Here is a 16,910-nt window from a genome sequence, read left to right on the forward strand (position 1 = left end):
TCAGCGTTTCGCCAAAGCGGTGAGCGTGCCGGATGTCAGCACTTGCGGGAGGACCTGCGGCGTCGCAGCGCCGGGTGCATAGAAGAGGTACAGAGGTACGCCCGAGCGGCCATGTGCCTCGAGGAAGCGACTGATCGCCGGATCGGCATTGGTCCAGTCGCCGACCATCGCGGCGACCCCGCCCGCCTCGAAGGCATCGCGCACCGCCTGCGTATCGATGGCATTGGCCTCATTGACCTTGCAGGTCAGGCACCAGTCGGCTGTGAAATAGAGGAAAACCGGCTTGTTCTGCGCCCGCAGCGCGGCCAGCCGGGCCTCGCTGAACGGCTCGCCCACCAGCCCCTCGCCCGCTACGGGACGATCCCCGCGCACCAGCGCAGGCGCGGCGATTGCAGCGCCGCTCAGCAGTATGGCGACCAGCCCACCCAAGGCCCAGTTGACGCCACCGCCGGCGCGCTGGCGACGCCCCAGCGGCAGCAGGGCCAGGATCACGCCGCCCGCCAGCAGTACGCCCAACAGCACACCGCCGGCACCAAGCTGCCGCGAGAGCAGCCAGAGCAGTGCCAGCGCCGTCAGCCCCATCGGCACTGCCATGATGCGCCGGAAGCGCGTCATCCACGCGCCCGGACGCGGCATCAGCCGGCGCAGCGCCGGAACCCAGGCAATGGCGATAAATGGCGAGGCCAGCCCGAGGCCAAGTCCTGCAAACACGGCCAGCGCCAGCGGCCAGGGCAGCACCAGCGCCGCGCCCATGGCGGCGCCCATGAACGGCCCGGTGCAGGGCGTCGCGACGAAGGCGGCCAGCGCGCCAGTCCAGAAAGCGCCCGCCTGCCCGCCTTGCCCGGCCCGCCCCTGCCCGACCGAAAGCGAGGCGATCTCAAACCCGCCGAGAAGATTGAGCGTGATCGCCACCATCAGCATCAGCAGCACCGCAATCACGCGCGGGTCCTGCAACTGGAAGGCCCAGCCGACCTGCGTGCCGCCGGCCCGGATCGCCAGCATCAGCGCCCCGAGCGCGAGGCAGGTGACGAGAATGCCGGCGGTGTAAGCCAGCGCATCGCGCCTGGCCTGCCGCTCATCTCCGCCTGCCTTGGCGAGGCTGATCGCCTTGAGGCTGAGAATCGGGAAGACGCACGGCATGACATTGAGGATCAGTCCGCCCAGAAAGGCGCCACCGAGGATCAGCAGGACCGCCCCAAGCCCGGCCTTCGCAGCCGGCTCAGCCGTCGTGGCGCCGTCCGGGGCCACCGTCAGTCGCTCGCCACCCTCGGGCACAGCACCGGGCGTGGCCCTGATCGCGAGCGCGACGCCAGGTGAAACCGCAAGCACGCCCTCGACCGTAGCGGGCACCGATGCGCCGTCGGCCAGCGCCACCGCGACCACCAGCCAGTCGCCCGCGCGGCGGACGGTCTGCGGTTGGGCATAGCGCACCACATCCTGCGTCGTGGCGAAGAACCAGGGCGCGCCCATCGGCGCCGCTTGCGGATAGGGGACGGCAATGCTCAGCGTCCCGCCGGCCACCGCATAGCGCGCGGGCTGATCGAGCGGACGCGGGAGAGCCGCGCGAAATCCGTCGAAGACCTTGCGGGAGGCTGCCGTCGTAGCGCCGTCACCAATGGTCAGCGTGGTCGCGATTTCGCCCTGCTCCGGCACGCAGATCGCGTCCGTGCAGGCGAGCCAGCGCGCCTTGCCGCGCACCGGCAAGACGGTGCCAGCCGACAGGCCCGCGGGCACGGCAAGATCGACCAGCACGGCATAGTCATGCTCGTAGACATGGTTCATCAGCCCGGCGATCAGCAGCCGATCCGGCACGGGATAGCGGAAATCGCCGATCTTCAGGCCGCTGCCTGTCGGCAAATCCCAGGCGACCTGCATCCCCTGCCCGGCATCGCCTGGATTGCCCCAATAGCCATGCCAGCCAGCTCTGGGTTTCATCACGATAGCGAGCGTGACGGTGCTCGCGGCCGCCGGGCGGTCCGTCTCGGGGATCAGGCTGGCGGCGATATTCGGTGCCCCGCGCTGCGCAAATGCGCCGCCATCGGATGGGGCCGCCGATTGCGCAAAAGCGGCTGGGCCGACCAGCAATGCTGCCAGAAGAACCCATAGCGTCATCAAAACGCCATTGAGCCGGCGCACAGGAAAAGCCATGAAACGGATCATTGGCCGTTCTGTAAGCGCGCGCCGCCCCGACCCCAAGGAGAATCTATGCGTTTCCCTGCTTGCCTGCGCCTTGCCGCAACGCTGGCCCTGAGTGGCCCGGCGCTGGCCCAGCCCGCGCAGACTCCAGCCGCGCCCGCTGCTCCCGCATCCGAGGCGCCGCAGAGCCCGCCCAAGCTGCTCGTCGTCATCTCCGTCGACCAGTTCTCGACCGACCTGTTCGGCGCCTATCGCAGCGCCTTCACCGGCGGCTTGGCCCGCCTGCAGCAGGGCGTCGTCTTTCCCAATGGCTATCAGGGCCACGCCGCCACGGAAACCTGCCCCGGTCACTCGACGATCCTGACCGGTAGCCGCCCCGCCCGCACCGGCATCATCGGCAATGACTGGATCGACCAGAAGATCGCCCGTGCCGACAAGACGGTCTACTGCGCCGAAGACCCAGACGTGCCCGGCACGAGCTCGCGGGATTATGCCCCGTCCGTGAAGATGCTCCGCGTGCCGACACTCGGGGGCTATATGAAGGCGCAGAATCCGGCGGCCAAGGTGGTGTCCGTCTCCGGCAAGGATCGCTCGGCGATCATGATGGGCGGGCCGGTGGTCGATCAGATCTGGTGGTGGGGCGGCAATGGCTTCACCAGCTATCGGGGGACGCCGCTCACCCCTTTGATCGAGCAGGTGAACGCCGGCGTGCGCAAGACCTTCGACCAGCCCCGCCCGGCGATGGACGTGCCCGCCTTCTGCAAGGCCAATGATCGCGCCGTCCGCCTGACCGACACGCTCAGCGTCGGTGACGGGCATTTCGCTCGCGCCGGTGGCGACGTCCGCGCCTTCCGCACCTCGCCGGAAGCCGATGCCGCCGTTCTGGCGCTCGCCGTCAAGCAGCTGGAGGCGCAGCAGCTCGGGCGCGGCGACACCACCGACCTGCTGATCGTCGGCCTCTCGGCCACCGACTATATCGGCCATAGCTACGGCAATCGCGGCGCGGAAATGTGCATCCAGATGTTCGCGCTGGACGATGCCCTCGCCAGCTTCCTGGACCGGCTGGATGCGACCGGCCTCGATTATATGGTGATGCTCACCGCCGACCATGGCGGGCCGGATATCCCCGAGCGGCTGCGCGAACAGGCCGTTACCGACGCAGAGCGCGCGGACCCCGCCCTGTACCCGAGCGCGTTGAGTGCCGCGATCAGCGCGCGCACCGGCATCACCGTGCCGCAGGGTAACTTGCTGCTCGGCACCAATCCCTTTGGCGACATCTATGTGAATGCCGCCCTGACCGCCGCCCAGCGTACGCGCGTCATTGCCGAGGCCAAGGCCTTCTACGCCGCTCACCGGCAAGTCGAGGCCGTCTTCACCCGCAAGGATATCGAGGCCGCGCCGGCCCCCACCGGATCGCCGGAAAGCTGGTCACTCGCGACGATCGCCAAGGCCAGCTACGATCCGGAGCGCTCGGGCGATCTCGTCCTTCTGCTCAAGCCGCGCATCATGCCCATTGCCACGCCCGCGCCCGGCTATGTTTCGACCCACGGCAGCCCGTGGGGCTATGATCGCCGGGTGCCGATGCTGTTCTGGCGCAAGGGCCTGATGCACATGGAGCAGCCGCAAGCGGTGGAGACGGTGGATATCCTGCCCACGCTGGCCGCGCAGATCGGCGTCACCGTGCCGGCCGACCGGATCGATGGCCGCTGCCTCGATCTCGATCCCGGCCCGGCGACCCGTTGCCCTGCCCCGCAGGATCGCTAGACTGGCTCTGAATCGGTCGCAACAAGCAAGACCGGAAAAGGAGAGGCTAAACGCATGTCAGGCAAGATCGTCATTACCGGTGCCTCGGGCCAATATGGCCGGGCCGCCACGGATCGGCTGATCGAGAAAGGACTGGCAGACCAGCTCATCCTCATCAGCCGATCGCCGGACAGACTGGCAGACCGCACCGCGCAGGGCTGCGACGTGCGTTATGGCGATTATGACAAGCCCGAAACGCTGGCCGCCGCTGTGCAGGGCGCGGAGAAGATGCTGCTCATTTCCGGCACGCGGGTCGGCGCTCGCGTTGTCCAGCACAAGGCGGCGATCGATGCGGCCGCGGCCGTCGGCGTGCGCCATATTCTCTACACCAGCTTCATCGGCATCGATGACCCGAACAACCCGGCAGAAGTGCGCCACGACCATATCGAGACGGAACAGGCGATGCGCGCCTCCGGCATGGCGTGGACTGCGCTGCGCGACGCACATTATGCCGATGCCATGATCCTGATGGCCGGCCCGAACGTACTGGCCACCGGCAAATGGTTCAGCAATGCCGGCGAGGGCCGCGAAGCGATGGTGTGGCGCGACGATTGCGTGGATTGTGCCGTCGCCGCGATGACCACGCCGGGCCATGAGAACAAGGTCTACAACATCACCGGGCCGGAGTTGCAGACCTTTGGCGAGGTTGCCGCGCTCATCACGCAGATCACGGGCTGCCCGGTGGAGCACATTCCCGTCGACGACGCGCAGCAATATGCGATCTTCGACAGCATGGGCATTCCGCGGCGCCCGGTCGATGACCAATATGTGAGCGGCATTCCCTGGAACAGCGACGATATGGTGACCTTCGGCCGCGCGATCCGCGAAGGCTATCTGGAATTGCGCACCGATGACGTGCAGGCCCTGACCGGCCGCCCAGCCCGCTCCGTCCGCCAGATGATCGAGGAAAATCGCGCGATGCTGGTCGAGGCCGGCCGTGGCGCGACGGCGGCGCAACCGGCATGAACCGCGCCGATTACGAGCGCTATCTCGCGGCGTTCAACGCCAAGGACTATGACGCGGTCTGCGACTTTTACGCAGAGCCGATGGACATGCGCTTCTTCGGCGTCGCGCTGCAATCGCGCGAGGACATGAAGCGCTTCTACAGCTTCCTCCACGCCCATGTTCATGAGAGCGTGCGGGTGCTCAACTTCGCGTCGAGCGAGACCCTAACGGCCGTCGACGCCATCGTGCGCATCGCGGCCTATCGCGACCTCGATCGGGCGACGCTCGATGCAAATGGCGCGGGCGGGCTGTTCCCGATCAAGGCCGGCGAGGTGCAGGAGATGCGACAGTTCATCTTCTACACCCTGCGCGACGGTCTGATCGCGGATGTGGCCTGCGCGCTGGCGCCGCCGCCCGGCTGACCGGCGCGGCGACCGGCTTTAGCGATAGGGCGACTGGGTGCGGCTCACATAGAGCGGCGAGCGTGCGACCGGGCCGCTGACGACCATCGCCTTCATGCCCTTGCGCACCTTGTCGGCATCGATGACATTGTTGAGAACGGCGCGGGTCTGGCCGCTGGGCAGTGGCTCGACTACCGAAAGGCCGATGCCAGCCTTAGCACAATAAGCCAGCACATCCGCCTCCGGGGCGGCGAGGATGACGACGCGGCTCATGCGGCGAGACTCCCCTGCTGCGCGAACACCGCGCGCATGGCCGTGGCCGAGCGCAGACGGTAAGGATAGGGATGCGCCTTGATGCGGGCGGATACAGAGCAGGCAGCTTCCCGCGCGGCATAATGGCGCTGGCTGCACCCGGCGAACTGGGCATCGATCAGCGCGCGCTGCTGATCGTGCAAAAGGCGATTGAAATCTTCCATGAGCGTCTCCCGACACGGCAAGCGGGAGCACGACGGTCTCTCAGTTATCGCGACAGCTTGCGAGCAGGGTTCGCGCTAATGGCGCCGCCCTAGCAGCTAATGTGTCATCTGTCGCACGCAATCGCCTCGGCAACAGCCCAGCGCACCGCACGCGGATCAGGTCAGCGCATAATAGCGCACCAGATTGCCATCCGGCTTGCGCTCGCCCACGCCCACGAAGACATGGCGGGTCATCCAGTCATATTTGCCCTTGCTCGTCTCGAAGGTCGGCTGCGCGCGCAGATAATAATCCTCATGCGCGACCGGCTCGCCGCCCTCGAAGGCCCAGGCGCGCAGCCTTGCCATGGAGTCCGGCCTGCGACCCCAGAGATAACCTTTGTTCTGCATGTAGATGATCTCGCCATCGTCGGTTTCCAGCAGATAGCGGGCATCGAACACGGCGGTATCGTCATCGCGGAAATGGGCGTAATCGCCGCCGGAATTGGGCACCGCCCGCCCCCGCAGCCGCGGTCCCTCGAAATGCCCTTCATCCACCAGCACCGCCGAGCGGAAGCCGCCATTGTGGACATTGGGGACGCCAAAGACCCGCGTGAACATGAGACGGCACTCGAAGGCGAACTCAAGCACGGGCTGGTCGAGGGTCGAGAACGACATGGCGGCTCCTTGGACGATCAGGCGGCGGGTGATCAGGCGGCGCGGGCACCCGCCTCCGGGCAGGCATCCCACGGGCTGGGCATATGATAGGGCACGGTGATGAAATTGGCCTCGATCTGGCAGATCATGCCGTGATCGATCTTGAACAGCTCAGCGAGATAATAGCTATGCGGCCGGCGAATGTGCGAGCGGACCTGCGTGCCGTCGGTCAGCGTGTAATGATCCAGCCGCCCGCAATGATCGATGAAACCATAAGCCAGCACCAGCCCCCGCTCCTCGTCTACCAGCGGAAAGCGGCGGCCGCGCAGGCGATCGTCATAGCGGTAATTGCCGGTGCGGAACTGCGCCTCGCACGGCAGGCCGGCGACCGGCACTAGCTTGGCGAACTCGGGGTTGTTGGTGGTCTGCACGCCATTTTCGACGCGGTTGCAGTCGGGATGGAATTTCGTGCGGATCGTGCCGTCATTCAGTTGCAAGGTCTCGAAATAACCGTCTGACAAGGCGATCATTTCTGCGCGGGAGACGGGCGCCTCGACGGCGGCGTTGAGGATCGGCTTGTCATAGAAGCGCTGGTTCTCGAACACCGGGGAGCTATCGACCTGCCGCACCACGATGGTCTCGGTCTCCGCTACCCGGCCCGCCTCGTCCAGCCCGAGGCGCACGGTGTATGCGCTCTCGTCCAGCGGCTCGACCGCCGTGCCGAAAAAGCCGACCTGTCGCGTCTGTTCGTCGGCGAACATCAGGCGATAGTCGCCCAGCCGCTCGATGGTGCCCCACAAGCCATCGTCCGGCTTCAGGCGGACATTATTCTCGGTGATGAACGGATCGGGCGCCCAGTTCACGGCGCCGGGGTCTTTGTGCCCCAGCGACGCGAGATAGGCTTCCAGCGCATCGTAGAGCGACGCGCGGCTCATCCCCTTTTGGCTCACGCAGCGTTGACCGGCGCGTCCATATACATGGCCTTGACCTCCAGATAGGCCATCAGCCCGTCCACGCCGCCCTCGCGGCCGATGCCGGACTGCTTGTAGCCGCCAAAGGGCAGCCCCCAATCGACCTTCAGCCCGTTCTGGCCGATGCCGCCGGTGCGGATGCGCCGGGCGACGTCGAAGGCGGCCTGCGCATCCTTGGTCAGCACCGAGCCCGAGAGGCCGAAATTGCTGTCATTGGCAACCGCGATCGCCTCGTCTTCACTATCCACCGGGATGATGCTGAGGACGGGACCGAAGATTTCCTCCTGGGCGATGCGCGACTTGTTATCGACATTCTTGAACAAGGTCGGCTCGATGAAATAGCCTTGGTTGAGATGCTTGGGCCGGTTGCCGCCGGTCACCAGGTCGGCGGTCTTCTTGCCTTCCTCGATATAGCTTTCCACCCGCTCGAGCTGCCGCTTCATGGCGAGAGGGCCAAGCTGCGTCGTCGGATCGTCCGAATAGCCGATCTTCACCTTCTGCATTTCCGCCGCGATGGCATCGGCAATCTCGTCCTGCCGGCCGCGAGGCACAATCAGACGGCTGAGCATCGCGCAGACCTGACCCGAGAGCAGGCTGATCGTCTGCGTCATCAGCTTGGCGGTCTCCTCGGCCGAGAAATCGTCGCGCACGATGGCGGCGGACTTGCCGCCCAGCTCCAGCGTGCAGCGCGCGATCCGCTCGCCGCACACGCTGGCAATGCGCTTGCCGGCCACGGTGGAGCCGGTGAAGCTCACCTTGTCCACGCCGGGATTGCAGACGAGATGATCGCTCGCCTCGCGATGGCCGCAGACGAGATTGACAACGCCCGCCGGCACGCCCGCGGCCTCGCACGCCTCGGCGATGATATAGGCCTCCAGCGGCGTCTCCGGCGAGGGCTTCATGATCACCGTGCAGCCCGTGATGAGCGCATTGGCGACCTTGGAGGCCATGATGCCATAAGGCCCGTTCCACGGCGCGATGGAAGCGACCACGCCGACCGGCTCATAGACGAGATAGGCGGCGGCTGCGGCCTGCGTCTCGCGCTGCTGGACATATTGGAAATTGGCACCCACCTCGCGAGTCTGGTCGAACTGCATGGTGGCGCCGGCGACCATGCCGGGCGCAAAGCTTGCCAAGCCGCCCATCTGCGCGGTCCAGGCCTTGGCCAGCTCGCTCGCGCGGCTCTGCAGATGCGCGGTGATCTTCTTCATGATCTCGTTGCGCTCGGCAACGCTCATGCGCGGCCACAGACCGTGGTCGAAGGCAGCGCGAGCGGCGGCGACGGCGGCGTCCATGTCCGCCTCATCGGCTTCCGCCACGGCACCGACGACCTGCTCGGTATTGGGCGAAACCAGCTCGATGAACCGCCCGCTACTGGGCGCACGCCATTGCCCGTTGATCCAGACCTTGCCCGGCTCCTTCACGAACACGCCTTCGGGATTATGTCCTGCCACGCTCTCTCTCCTTCAATTTATGCCCGGCGCCGCCGCCTTCTGGGGAGCGGACGGCCCGGACGCTGGCGACCTGCACGCCGCCGGATTCGATGGCGCGAATGCTAAGGATTGCGGGCGTCGGTGCAAGGGGAAAGCGGTGGCGCCGTTGTGATAATGTTGACTTTGTCTGACAGAAAACTTCGCCCGATGGCAACTCGGCGCCGGCGCTTTCGGTGCCGGGCCGTCAAACTTAGTGTGGACGAATTTCCGACGGCCGCTCGCGACTATCGTGGGCAGTCTTTTTGCGCATCGCTCGCCAACACCAAGCATCCCAATGATTGAAAAATCCAACCATATTGACTCGATCCTGTAACCGGCTCACACTCCCTGCCGATAACCGCCGCAGACTCAAGCAAGCACAGGCGGGAGAGACGAGAGAGGACGCCCATGATCACCGTCAATCAGCTTCATCCCCTGTTCTTCGGCGAGATCGTCGGGGCGGACCTCAAGGCCGAGCCGACCGAGGATTTGCGCCAGGCGGTGCAGGATGCGATGGACAAGCACATCGTCTGCGTCGTGCGGCACGCGCCGATCACGGATGAGGAGCATATCCGCTTCGCCCGGCTGTTCGGGCCGCTGGAATATCCGCCCAATTATGGCAAGCGCCCGGCGGGCCGGATCGCGCCGGAGCTGTTTTCTGCCGGCAATCTCGATCCTGATGGCAATATCAAGCCGCTGACCCCGGCCAATGCGAACATCGCCAAGGGTGCCGAGCGCTTTCATGCGGACAGCTCGTTCAACCCTCTGCCCTCCAAATGGTCGATGCTGCGCGGCGTGGAGTGCCCGCCCTCGGAGGTTGGCGGCGACACGCTGTTCCTCGATCTGCGCGCGGCTTATGACGATCTGCCGCAGGCAATGAAGGACAAGGTGGATGGCATGACCGGCATCCACGATTTCTGGCGCGGCCGCCAATATGCCGGGCTTGAGGTCACCGAGGAAATGAAGGCGGCGATGCCGATGCCGCCGGTGCACCATCCGCTGGTGCGTGAGGCGCCGCTAGGGCGCAAGGCACTGTTCGTGGGCGGGCATTGCGTGGGCGTGGTCGGCATGAGCGACGATGAGGGCCATGCCTTTGTGGAAGAGCTGTACGCCCATGTGACCCAGCCCAAATATATCCATCGCCACCAGTGGACGGTCGGCGACATCGTGATCTGGGACAATCGCTATGCCCTGCACGCCGCGACACCGCTGGAGACGGACCAATATCGCCGCGACATGCGCCGCGCGACGCTCAACGAGAGCGGCGAGGAAGGCGACACCTATGAGTTCCGCCGGCGTCAGGCCGAGGCGGCGCACTGAGCGCCTGTGCGGTTCTCAACTGCGTGTTGAGTGGCGCCATGCCCGGCAACGCCCGGCTTGGCGCCCCGCCGCGCGCCATGGCCTCAGCGCGGCAGATAATCCTCCGCCATCGCCGCCTCGATGCCGGCATGACGGGCCTTCACCGAGCCGATGAAGGCCGGGTGGGTGATGACATAGAGCTTGCCGGTGAGGATCGCGTCCACGGTCATCTCACCGACGGTCAACGGGTCGAGCCAGAAACCCGGCGCCGTTGGCGGCAGGGCGCCGGGGGGCGGCGTTTCGTCCCGGTGGCGGAAGGGCGTATCCACCTGAAACTCCGCCGGGCGATGCTGCTCGGTCTCCTCGATATTGGTGCGCACCGGGCCCGGGCACACCACCGTGGCGCCGATCGCGCCGCCTCCCATGCTGCTGCCCCCCATGCTGCTGCCCTTGGCATCCAGCTCCAGCTTGAGATGCTCGGTCATGGAAATGACCGCCGCCTTGGTTGGCGCATAGACGCCACGCGTAGCGCGCGCCTGCATGATCGCGCCCTGCGAGGCGGTGTTGACGACATGCCCGCCCAGCCCGTGCGCCTTTATGCGTGGCAGGCCCGAGACGAGGCCGTTGACCACGCCCATCAGATTGACGCCGATTGCCCAATCCCAATCCGCATAGGTCGCTTCATCGACCGGGCCCTGGATGCCGATGCCGGCATTGTTGATGAGGATCTGCAGCGGACCCAGCGCGGCCTCGGCCTCGTCCAGCGCAGCGGCGAAGGCGTCGCGGTCTCGCACATCGAGTTGGAGCGCGCGGAAGCGATCCGCCCAGCCCTCGTCCGCCGCGACCTGCGCCGCCTGCGCCAGATGATCGGCGCGCACATCGCACACCGCGATCTTGGCGCCCTGCGCCGCCAGCGCGCGCGCCATGCCAAGGCCGATGCCGCTCGCGCCGCCGGTGATGAAGGCCATCGTGCCTGCTACTGTCTTCATGCCTCTCCTCGCCTCATGGCTACCACTCTTATTATGGGGATTTACAACCAATGACCGTGGACCTCTATCATGGCGAGCCGGCTTCCAACAGCCTGAAGGTCTTGCAGGCCATTCATGAGAAAGGCGTGCCCTTCACCAGCCATTACATCAACCTGATGAAGTTCGAGCAGCATGCGCCGGCCTATGTCGCAATCAACCCGGCCGGACAGGTGCCGACGCTTGTGCACGACGGCCGGGTGCTGACGGAATCGACGGTCATCAACGAATATATCGACGACGCCTTCGATGGCCCGCCGCTCAAGCCGGCCGATCCCTATCTGCAGGGGCAGATGCGCATCTGGACCAAATATGTCGATGAGGTGTTCCGCCCGTCCCTCTCCTTCCTCGCCTGGCATCGGGTGATCCCCGGCATGGCCAAAGCGCTGCCCGAGGGCGAGTTCGAGGCGCGGCTCAAGCGCATCCCCCTCAAGGAAAAGCGGGATAAATGGGAGCTGGCGGCCAAGGGCGGCTTTTCCGAACGGGAGCTGGAGGGCTGGCGCGCCAATCTGGAGGACGTGACCGACCGGGTGGAAAGCGCGCTCGCAGGCCATGACTGGCTGGTCGGCGGCATGTTCACGCTGGCGGACATTGCCGTCTTCGCCATGGCCGTCTCCATGCCGCGCAGCTACCCCGATCTGTGGAACGAAACCCGCACGCCGCAGGCCATGGCGTGGATGGCGCGGATGAAGGCTCGCCCGGGCGTGGCGGCAGCGCTGGCGATGCCGGACCACACCGGCATGGTCTCCCGCAAGGATTGAAGGCACGCCGCCGCCTCTTCTGCTGCGGGTCACTGTGCCTTTTCGCACATTTTTCTATCGCGAAAGTTCCCGTTAGGCTCCGGTTAAGCTAATTCATGCATGAGAGCGATGGCCTTGTCCGTCAGCCCGGCCTTCCCGGCCGTTTTCGTGCTGCAGCGATACCGGATTGCCCCGGCTGACGGACAAGCGATCTCCCCCTGACCAACCGAAGCGCAGGCGATCAGGGCTCCAGAACGCAGCCTGAATAGCCCGGCAGATCGCCCTGTCCTGCGCCGCCGACCTGCATCAATGGCGCCGCCAGACCGAGCCGCTTGGGCCAAGGCGCAGGCTCAGTCCCCAGATTGAACAGGCAAAGCCGGCGCTGCTCGCCAAAGCGCCGCTCGAACAGCAGCACCTGCTCATCGACCTGCAGAAAGCGGATGGCGCCCCAGCGCAAAGCGGGTTGATCCTTGCGGAAGGCGAGCAGCGCGCGGGTGAGATGGAGCAACGATCCCTGCTCTGCCTCCTGCTTGTCGACAGCCAGGGCCGGATGGTCAGCCCCCACCGGCAGCCACGGTTTCCCGCTCGAAAAGCCGGCATGAGGCGCGTCACCCTTCCAAGGCATCGGCGTGCGGGCGCCGTCGCGGCTGAGGGTCAGCGGCCAGTTGGCGATGGCCTCGGGATCCTGCAAATCCTCGAACGGCACATCCACCTGCGTCAGTCCCAGTTCCTCACCCTGATAGAGGAAGATGTTGCCGCGCAGGCAGCTGAGCAGCAGCATCTTCATCGCCGCGAACCGCGCCCGCGTCTCGGCGTCCGCCTCGTCCGGCAGCCAGCGGGTGACGGCGCGGGGCGCATCATGGTTCTCGAATGCCCAGCTCGGCCAGCCCATGCCGGCGCGGTCCGGCCACTGGCCGATCGCATCCGCCACCACGCGCGGGGTCAGCGCGTCGGCGTAGAGAAAATCGAAGCCGTAGCTGGTGTTCAGCCGGTTCTCGCCGCTGGTGTAGAGCTTCATCTCGCGCAGGGCCTCGTCCCCGCCGATCTCGGCAACCGTGAACCGGTCATCATAGCTGTCCATCAGCGCGCGCACCCGCTCGATGAAGCGCGGAATATGGCGGTGCCCTTGATTGTAGCGCCGCTGCTGATAGTCGAACGGCCGCGTGCGCTGCCCGGCCTGGTTCGGGTGCGGCGGATTGGGGCGCAGGCGCGGATCGTGCATCAGGAAGTTGAGCGCATCCAGCCGAAAGCCATCGACGCCGCGGTCCAGCCAGAAGCGCGAAACATCCAGCAAGGCCTGCTGGACCTGCGGATGATGCCCGTTGAGCTGCGGCTGCTCGCGCAGGAAATTGTGGAAATAATATTGCCGCCGCCGGGCATCCCAGGTCCAGGCTGGCCCGCCAAACACGCTCTGCCAGTTGGAAGGCGGCGAGCCGTCCGCCTTAGGGTCCGCCCAGACGTACCACCCGGCATGGTCGCCCTGCCGATCGGATCGGCTGGCCTGGAACCAGGGGTGCCGATCGGAGGTATGGGCAAAGACCTGATCGATGATCACCCGCAGTCCCAGCTCATGCGCGCGGGCCAGCAGCGCGTCAAAATCGGCGAGCGTGCCGAAGATCGGGTCGACGTCGCAATAATCGGCAACGTCGTACCCGAAATCCCGCATCGGCGAGGTGAAGAAGGGCGAGAGCCAGATCGCGCCCACGCCCAGGCTGGCGACATGATCCAGATGCGCGGTGATCCCCGGTAGATCACCGATGCCGTCGTTGTTGGAATCGGCAAAGCTGCGCGGATAGATCTGGTAGATCGTCGCGCCCTGCCACCAGGGCAGCGTGTCGGGCGCGCGCTGGCTGACGGGAAGGCTGGTGGCGGCAGGCTGGTGATTCTCGCTCATCCGCGCCAAACTGCATGGGAAGTCGTGCGCTGGCAATTGCGTCGGATAGCCGTCAGCCTGCAAGCCACCCGGAACGAGGGACGAATGCGAACAAGAGCTGGGATTTGCGCCAAAAAGAAGCGCTATGCCACCGAAGCGGACGCCCGCGCGGTGGCGCTCCGCGCAACGATTACGCTCCGCCCCTATCGCTGCGCCCTCTGCCGCCAATATCACCTCACCAGCCGGACGAAGGGGATGCGAGTGCTGAAAGTCGTTGAATGAAGGCGGTCAGTGCTCGCTGAGGAATAGCCTCAAATCCCTCATTTGCCTTTCGCCCTCATCCGTTTAGGCTCCGGACAAAATCAACGGGAGAGAGCGATGCGGTTTCAGAACAAGGTTGTGCTCGTCATTGGCGGCAACAGCGGGATCGGGCGTGCCGCCGCGCAAGGATTTGCTGCCGAGGGCGCGCATGTGTTCCTCACTGGGCGGTCGCAGGCGACCATCGATGAGACCGTGGCGGCGATTCCCGGCGCGCAGGGCTTCCAGGCGGATATCGCGCAGATCGACAGCAACGATGCCGTGCTGGATGCCATCCGCGCGGCGCATGGGCGGATCGACATATTGTTCGTGAATGCCGGAATCGGTGCCTTCGCTCCCGTGGAAGAGGTGACCCCGGCGCAGTGGGACGAGGTGCACAACGTCAATCTGCGCGGTTGCTTCTTTGCCGTTCAGAAGGCCCTGCCACTGATGGGGCAGACACCGGGCGGCGCCATCGTCATCACCGGCTCGATAGGGTCGGTCGCCGCGGTGCCGGGCAATGCCATGTATGCGGCGGCGAAGGCGGGGCTGCGCGCGGTGGCGCGTACGCTCGCTGCTGAGCTGATCGGACGGGGCATCCGCGTCAACATGGTCAGCCCCGGTCCGACCGAGACGCCCATCATCAACCGCTCTGGTCTCCCCCCCGAGGCCGTGGCGGGCATGCGCGCGCTGATGACCGACGCCATCCCAATGAAGCGCATGGGCACGCCGGAGGAGATTGCGCGCCCGGTGCTGTTCCTCGCCTCGGACGAAGCCAGCTTCATCACCGGCATCGACCTGTATGTGGACGGCGGCTGCGTGGAGCTTTAGCCCCGAGCGAGGCCTTCGAGCAGGATCAGGCCGAGAGATCGACGCTTGCGCTTTCCATCGGCCAGACTGAAGCGGCTGTTCCGTGCCTATCTTTGCGCCCAGCCCCGTGGAGCCGGGCCAGGAGGAAGCGCCCAAATCCCCAGCTGCCGAGGCCAGACGCCGCGTTGATATGGCCGACTGCGCCGGCATCGGCAAAACGGCTGCCCCAGAACTGGGCGAGACGCCTTGCCCGGTGGTATTGGATGTATGGATCGTCGCGGCTCGCCACCAAAATCGAGGGGAAAGGCAATGGCGCGCGTGAGGCCGGAGCGAATGGCTCCAGCCGCTCATCCAGCGGTGCCAGATCCAGTTCGGGCGGCGCAACGAGCAGCGCGCCGACAACCGGATAGCCGAAGTCCGGCCGCTCCATCGCAGCCCAGGCAGCGACGGCGTGGCACCCCAAACTGTGCGCCGCCAGAATGACCGGCCGGCCCGCGCTGCGGATCGCCAGATTGAGCTTGCTCACCCAATGCGTGCGGTTGGGCCGCGCCCAATTGCCGAGGTCGGCACGGCCGCACTCCTCGCTCTCACGCTCCCAAATGCTCTGCCAATGCGCGGGGCCGCTGCCGTCCAATCCCGGTACGGTGAGGACCAGCGGGGTCGACAATGTGGATGTGACATGATCCATGATCAAAACTCCTGTTCTCAGGGCAGATCAGTCGGCTCGGTCTACGTCCCGATCGTCTCACGGTATAATGTCTAACGTTTAAGTTGACAATATGATTGCGGTGGAGCGTGCGCTGATGCGGCCACGTGGTTCCCCCATGAATGATGCCGTTACTGATTACACCGGCAGTCCCACATAATTCTCGGCGATGCTGGTCTGCGCGGCGACGCTGCCGGCGATATAGTCCAGTTCGGCAACCTGCATGGCGCGCTCGAAGGGGCCGTCTTCGGGGAAGCGGTGCATGAGGCGCGTCAGCGACCAGCTGAACCGCTCGGCTTTCCAGACGCGGGCCAGAGCCTTGTCCGAATAGCCAGCGACGGCATCGGCATCGTTGCGCTTGAAGAAGGCGCTGAGCGCTGAGGCGGCATAATGCACGTCGCTGGCGGCAAGGTTAAGGCCCTTGGCGCCGGTGGGCGGCACAATATGGGCGCTGTCGCCGCAGAGCAGCAGGCTGCCATGGCGCATCGGCGCGAAGACGAAGGAGCGCAGTGGCGCGATGGACTTCTCCAACGCCGAGCCCCGGGTGATGTGCGCCGCGGCATCCGGCCCGAGGCGGATCGCCAACTCGTCCCACACGCGCTCATCCGGCCAGTCCTCGATCTTCTCGGTCAGCGGCACGTCGACATAATAGCGGCTGCGCGTCTCGCTGCGCATGGAGGCCAGCGCGAAACCGCGTTCGTGATTGGCGTAGATCAGCTCGTGATTGCAGGGCGGCACATCTGCGAGGATGCCGAGCCAGCCGAAGGGATATTCCCGCTCATAGGACTGGCCGGCGCTGGCCGGGATCGCCTGACGGCTGGGGCCATGATAGCCATCGCAACCGACGATGATGCGCGCATCCACGCGGTGTTCGCGACCGTCCTTGCTATAGGTAACATAAGGCGTGTCGCTCTCGATCTCGTGCAGGGCGACATCGGCAGCGCCATAGACGACCTCCAGCCCCCGCTCATCACAGGCATCCATGAGGTCCTTGGTCAGTTCGGTCTGGCCGTAGACGACGACATGGCCGCCGGTGAGCTTGGCGATATCGATGCGGATCAGCCGCTCGCCATCGGCCAGGTTGAAGCCATCGTGCACAAGGCCCTCGGCCTTCAGCCGCGCATTGAGGCCAAGTCGTTCCATCAGCTCGACGGTGACGCGCTCCAGCACGCCGGCGCGGATGCGGCCGAGCACATAGTCCGGCGTCTGGCGCTCCAGCACGATACAGTCGATGCCCTCAGCCCGCAGCAGATGCCCCAGCAGCAGACCCGCCGGCCCAGCGCCAATGATGCACACCTGTGTCATTCCATCCTCCTCGCAGAC

General features: G+C 65.8%; 16 protein-coding genes. 6 read left to right on the forward strand and 10 right to left on the reverse strand.

Annotated features, from left to right (window positions below):
• A complete protein-coding gene (locus M2343_RS07055; protein ID WP_264576101.1) occupies positions 1–2,148 on the reverse strand; it encodes a protein-disulfide reductase DsbD family protein in 2,148 nt (715 codons plus the stop codon).
• A gap of 57 nt (positions 2,149–2,205) precedes the next feature.
• Here M2343_RS07055 and M2343_RS07060 point away from each other — a divergent pair, with 57 nt between their 5' ends.
• From M2343_RS07060 to M2343_RS07070, 3 genes are read left to right on the forward strand one after another with little or no spacing between them, the layout of a single operon-like run.
• On the forward strand, positions 2,206–3,900 hold the full coding sequence (locus M2343_RS07060) for an alkaline phosphatase family protein (RefSeq protein WP_264576102.1): 1,695 nt from the start codon (positions 2,206–2,208) through the stop codon (positions 3,898–3,900).
• 54 nt (positions 3,901–3,954) lie between these two features.
• Positions 3,955–4,905, forward strand: a complete 951-nt coding sequence (locus M2343_RS07065) for an SDR family oxidoreductase (protein WP_264576103.1) — start codon at positions 3,955–3,957, stop codon at positions 4,903–4,905.
• Positions 4,902–5,306, forward strand: a complete 405-nt coding sequence (locus M2343_RS07070) for a nuclear transport factor 2 family protein (protein ID WP_264576104.1) — start codon at positions 4,902–4,904, stop codon at positions 5,304–5,306. Before M2343_RS07065 ends, M2343_RS07070 begins: the two co-directional genes overlap by 4 nt.
• Before the next feature lie 18 nt (positions 5,307–5,324).
• Here M2343_RS07070 and M2343_RS07075 read toward each other — a convergent pair whose 3' ends face one another.
• From M2343_RS07075 to M2343_RS07095, 5 genes are all read right to left on the reverse strand, one after another.
• Complete coding sequence (locus M2343_RS07075) at positions 5,325–5,558, reverse strand: hypothetical protein (RefSeq protein WP_181559252.1); 234 nt, start codon at positions 5,556–5,558, stop codon at positions 5,325–5,327.
• Positions 5,555–5,761, reverse strand: a complete 207-nt coding sequence (locus M2343_RS07080; RefSeq protein ID WP_264576105.1) for a hypothetical protein — start codon at positions 5,759–5,761, stop codon at positions 5,555–5,557. The genes M2343_RS07075 and M2343_RS07080 overlap by 4 nt, the downstream gene beginning before the upstream one ends.
• A 156-nt stretch (positions 5,762–5,917) precedes the next feature.
• Positions 5,918–6,415 carry a DUF3237 domain-containing protein gene (locus M2343_RS07085; protein WP_264576106.1) on the reverse strand — a complete coding sequence of 166 codons (498 nt, stop codon included), beginning with the start codon at positions 6,413–6,415 and terminating at the stop codon, positions 5,918–5,920.
• Between the two features lie 32 nt (positions 6,416–6,447).
• A complete protein-coding gene (locus tag M2343_RS07090) occupies positions 6,448–7,329 on the reverse strand; it encodes a hypothetical protein (RefSeq protein WP_264576107.1) in 882 nt (293 codons plus the stop codon).
• 11 nt (positions 7,330–7,340) lie between these two features.
• Positions 7,341–8,819, reverse strand: a complete 1,479-nt coding sequence (locus M2343_RS07095; RefSeq protein ID WP_264576108.1) for an aldehyde dehydrogenase — start codon at positions 8,817–8,819, stop codon at positions 7,341–7,343.
• Positions 8,820–9,245: 426 nt separating this feature from the next.
• Between M2343_RS07095 and M2343_RS07100 the strand changes: the two genes are divergently transcribed.
• Complete coding sequence (locus M2343_RS07100; RefSeq protein ID WP_264576109.1) at positions 9,246–10,157, forward strand: TauD/TfdA dioxygenase family protein; 912 nt, start codon at positions 9,246–9,248, stop codon at positions 10,155–10,157.
• 83 nt (positions 10,158–10,240) lie between these two features.
• Here M2343_RS07100 and M2343_RS07105 read toward each other — a convergent pair whose 3' ends face one another.
• Entirely contained in the window at positions 10,241–11,125 is an 885-nt protein-coding gene (locus tag M2343_RS07105; RefSeq protein WP_264576110.1) for an SDR family NAD(P)-dependent oxidoreductase, read from the reverse strand.
• A gap of 50 nt (positions 11,126–11,175) precedes the next feature.
• On the opposite strand from M2343_RS07105, the gene M2343_RS07110 reads away from it, so the two are divergent.
• Complete coding sequence (locus M2343_RS07110; protein ID WP_264576111.1) at positions 11,176–11,922, forward strand: glutathione S-transferase family protein; 747 nt, start codon at positions 11,176–11,178, stop codon at positions 11,920–11,922.
• A 220-nt stretch (positions 11,923–12,142) separates the two neighbouring features.
• Here M2343_RS07110 and M2343_RS07115 read toward each other — a convergent pair whose 3' ends face one another.
• Positions 12,143–13,795, reverse strand: coding sequence for an alpha-amylase family glycosyl hydrolase (locus M2343_RS07115; protein WP_264576112.1), 1,653 nt, complete (start codon positions 13,793–13,795; stop codon positions 12,143–12,145).
• Between the two features lie 357 nt (positions 13,796–14,152).
• Here M2343_RS07115 and M2343_RS07120 point away from each other — a divergent pair, with 357 nt between their 5' ends.
• On the forward strand, positions 14,153–14,902 hold the full coding sequence (locus tag M2343_RS07120) for an SDR family NAD(P)-dependent oxidoreductase (protein WP_264576113.1): 750 nt from the start codon (positions 14,153–14,155) through the stop codon (positions 14,900–14,902).
• 25 nt (positions 14,903–14,927) lie between these two features.
• Here M2343_RS07120 and M2343_RS07125 read toward each other — a convergent pair whose 3' ends face one another.
• Positions 14,928–15,569: an RBBP9/YdeN family alpha/beta hydrolase gene (locus tag M2343_RS07125; RefSeq protein ID WP_264576114.1), complete on the reverse strand. Its 642-nt coding sequence runs from the start codon at positions 15,567–15,569 to the stop codon at positions 14,928–14,930.
• 156 nt (positions 15,570–15,725) lie between these two features.
• A complete protein-coding gene (pobA, locus tag M2343_RS07130; protein WP_264576115.1) occupies positions 15,726–16,892 on the reverse strand; it encodes a 4-hydroxybenzoate 3-monooxygenase in 1,167 nt (388 codons plus the stop codon).
• Positions 16,893–16,910 lie beyond the last annotated feature (18 nt).

This window comes from Sphingobium sp. B8D3B, assembly GCF_025961875.1.
Taxonomy (GTDB): Bacteria; Pseudomonadota; Alphaproteobacteria; order Sphingomonadales; family Sphingomonadaceae; genus Sphingobium.

Coding starts and splice junctions, on each gene's coding strand:
- pobA (WP_264576115.1), bottom strand. CDS start 16,892: ATGACACAGGTGTGCATCATTGGCGCTGGGCCGGCGGGTCTGCTGCTG.
- M2343_RS07125 (WP_264576114.1), bottom strand. CDS start 15,569: ATGGATCATGTCACATCCACATTGTCGACCCCGCTGGTCCTCACCGTA.
- M2343_RS07115 (WP_264576112.1), bottom strand. CDS start 13,795: ATGAGCGAGAATCACCAGCCTGCCGCCACCAGCCTTCCCGTCAGCCAG.
- M2343_RS07075 (WP_181559252.1), bottom strand. CDS start 5,558: ATGAGCCGCGTCGTCATCCTCGCCGCCCCGGAGGCGGATGTGCTGGCT.
- M2343_RS07070 (WP_264576104.1), top strand. CDS start 4,902: ATGAACCGCGCCGATTACGAGCGCTATCTCGCGGCGTTCAACGCCAAG.
- M2343_RS07105 (WP_264576110.1), bottom strand. CDS start 11,125: ATGAAGACAGTAGCAGGCACGATGGCCTTCATCACCGGCGGCGCGAGC.
- M2343_RS07100 (WP_264576109.1), top strand. CDS start 9,246: ATGATCACCGTCAATCAGCTTCATCCCCTGTTCTTCGGCGAGATCGTC.
- M2343_RS07090 (WP_264576107.1), bottom strand. CDS start 7,329: ATGAGCCGCGCGTCGCTCTACGATGCGCTGGAAGCCTATCTCGCGTCG.
- M2343_RS07110 (WP_264576111.1), top strand. CDS start 11,176: ATGACCGTGGACCTCTATCATGGCGAGCCGGCTTCCAACAGCCTGAAG.
- M2343_RS07060 (WP_264576102.1), top strand. CDS start 2,206: ATGCGTTTCCCTGCTTGCCTGCGCCTTGCCGCAACGCTGGCCCTGAGT.
- M2343_RS07055 (WP_264576101.1), bottom strand. CDS start 2,148: ATGGCTTTTCCTGTGCGCCGGCTCAATGGCGTTTTGATGACGCTATGG.
- M2343_RS07085 (WP_264576106.1), bottom strand. CDS start 6,415: ATGTCGTTCTCGACCCTCGACCAGCCCGTGCTTGAGTTCGCCTTCGAG.
- M2343_RS07080 (WP_264576105.1), bottom strand. CDS start 5,761: ATGGAAGATTTCAATCGCCTTTTGCACGATCAGCAGCGCGCGCTGATC.
- M2343_RS07120 (WP_264576113.1), top strand. CDS start 14,153: ATGCGGTTTCAGAACAAGGTTGTGCTCGTCATTGGCGGCAACAGCGGG.
- M2343_RS07065 (WP_264576103.1), top strand. CDS start 3,955: ATGTCAGGCAAGATCGTCATTACCGGTGCCTCGGGCCAATATGGCCGG.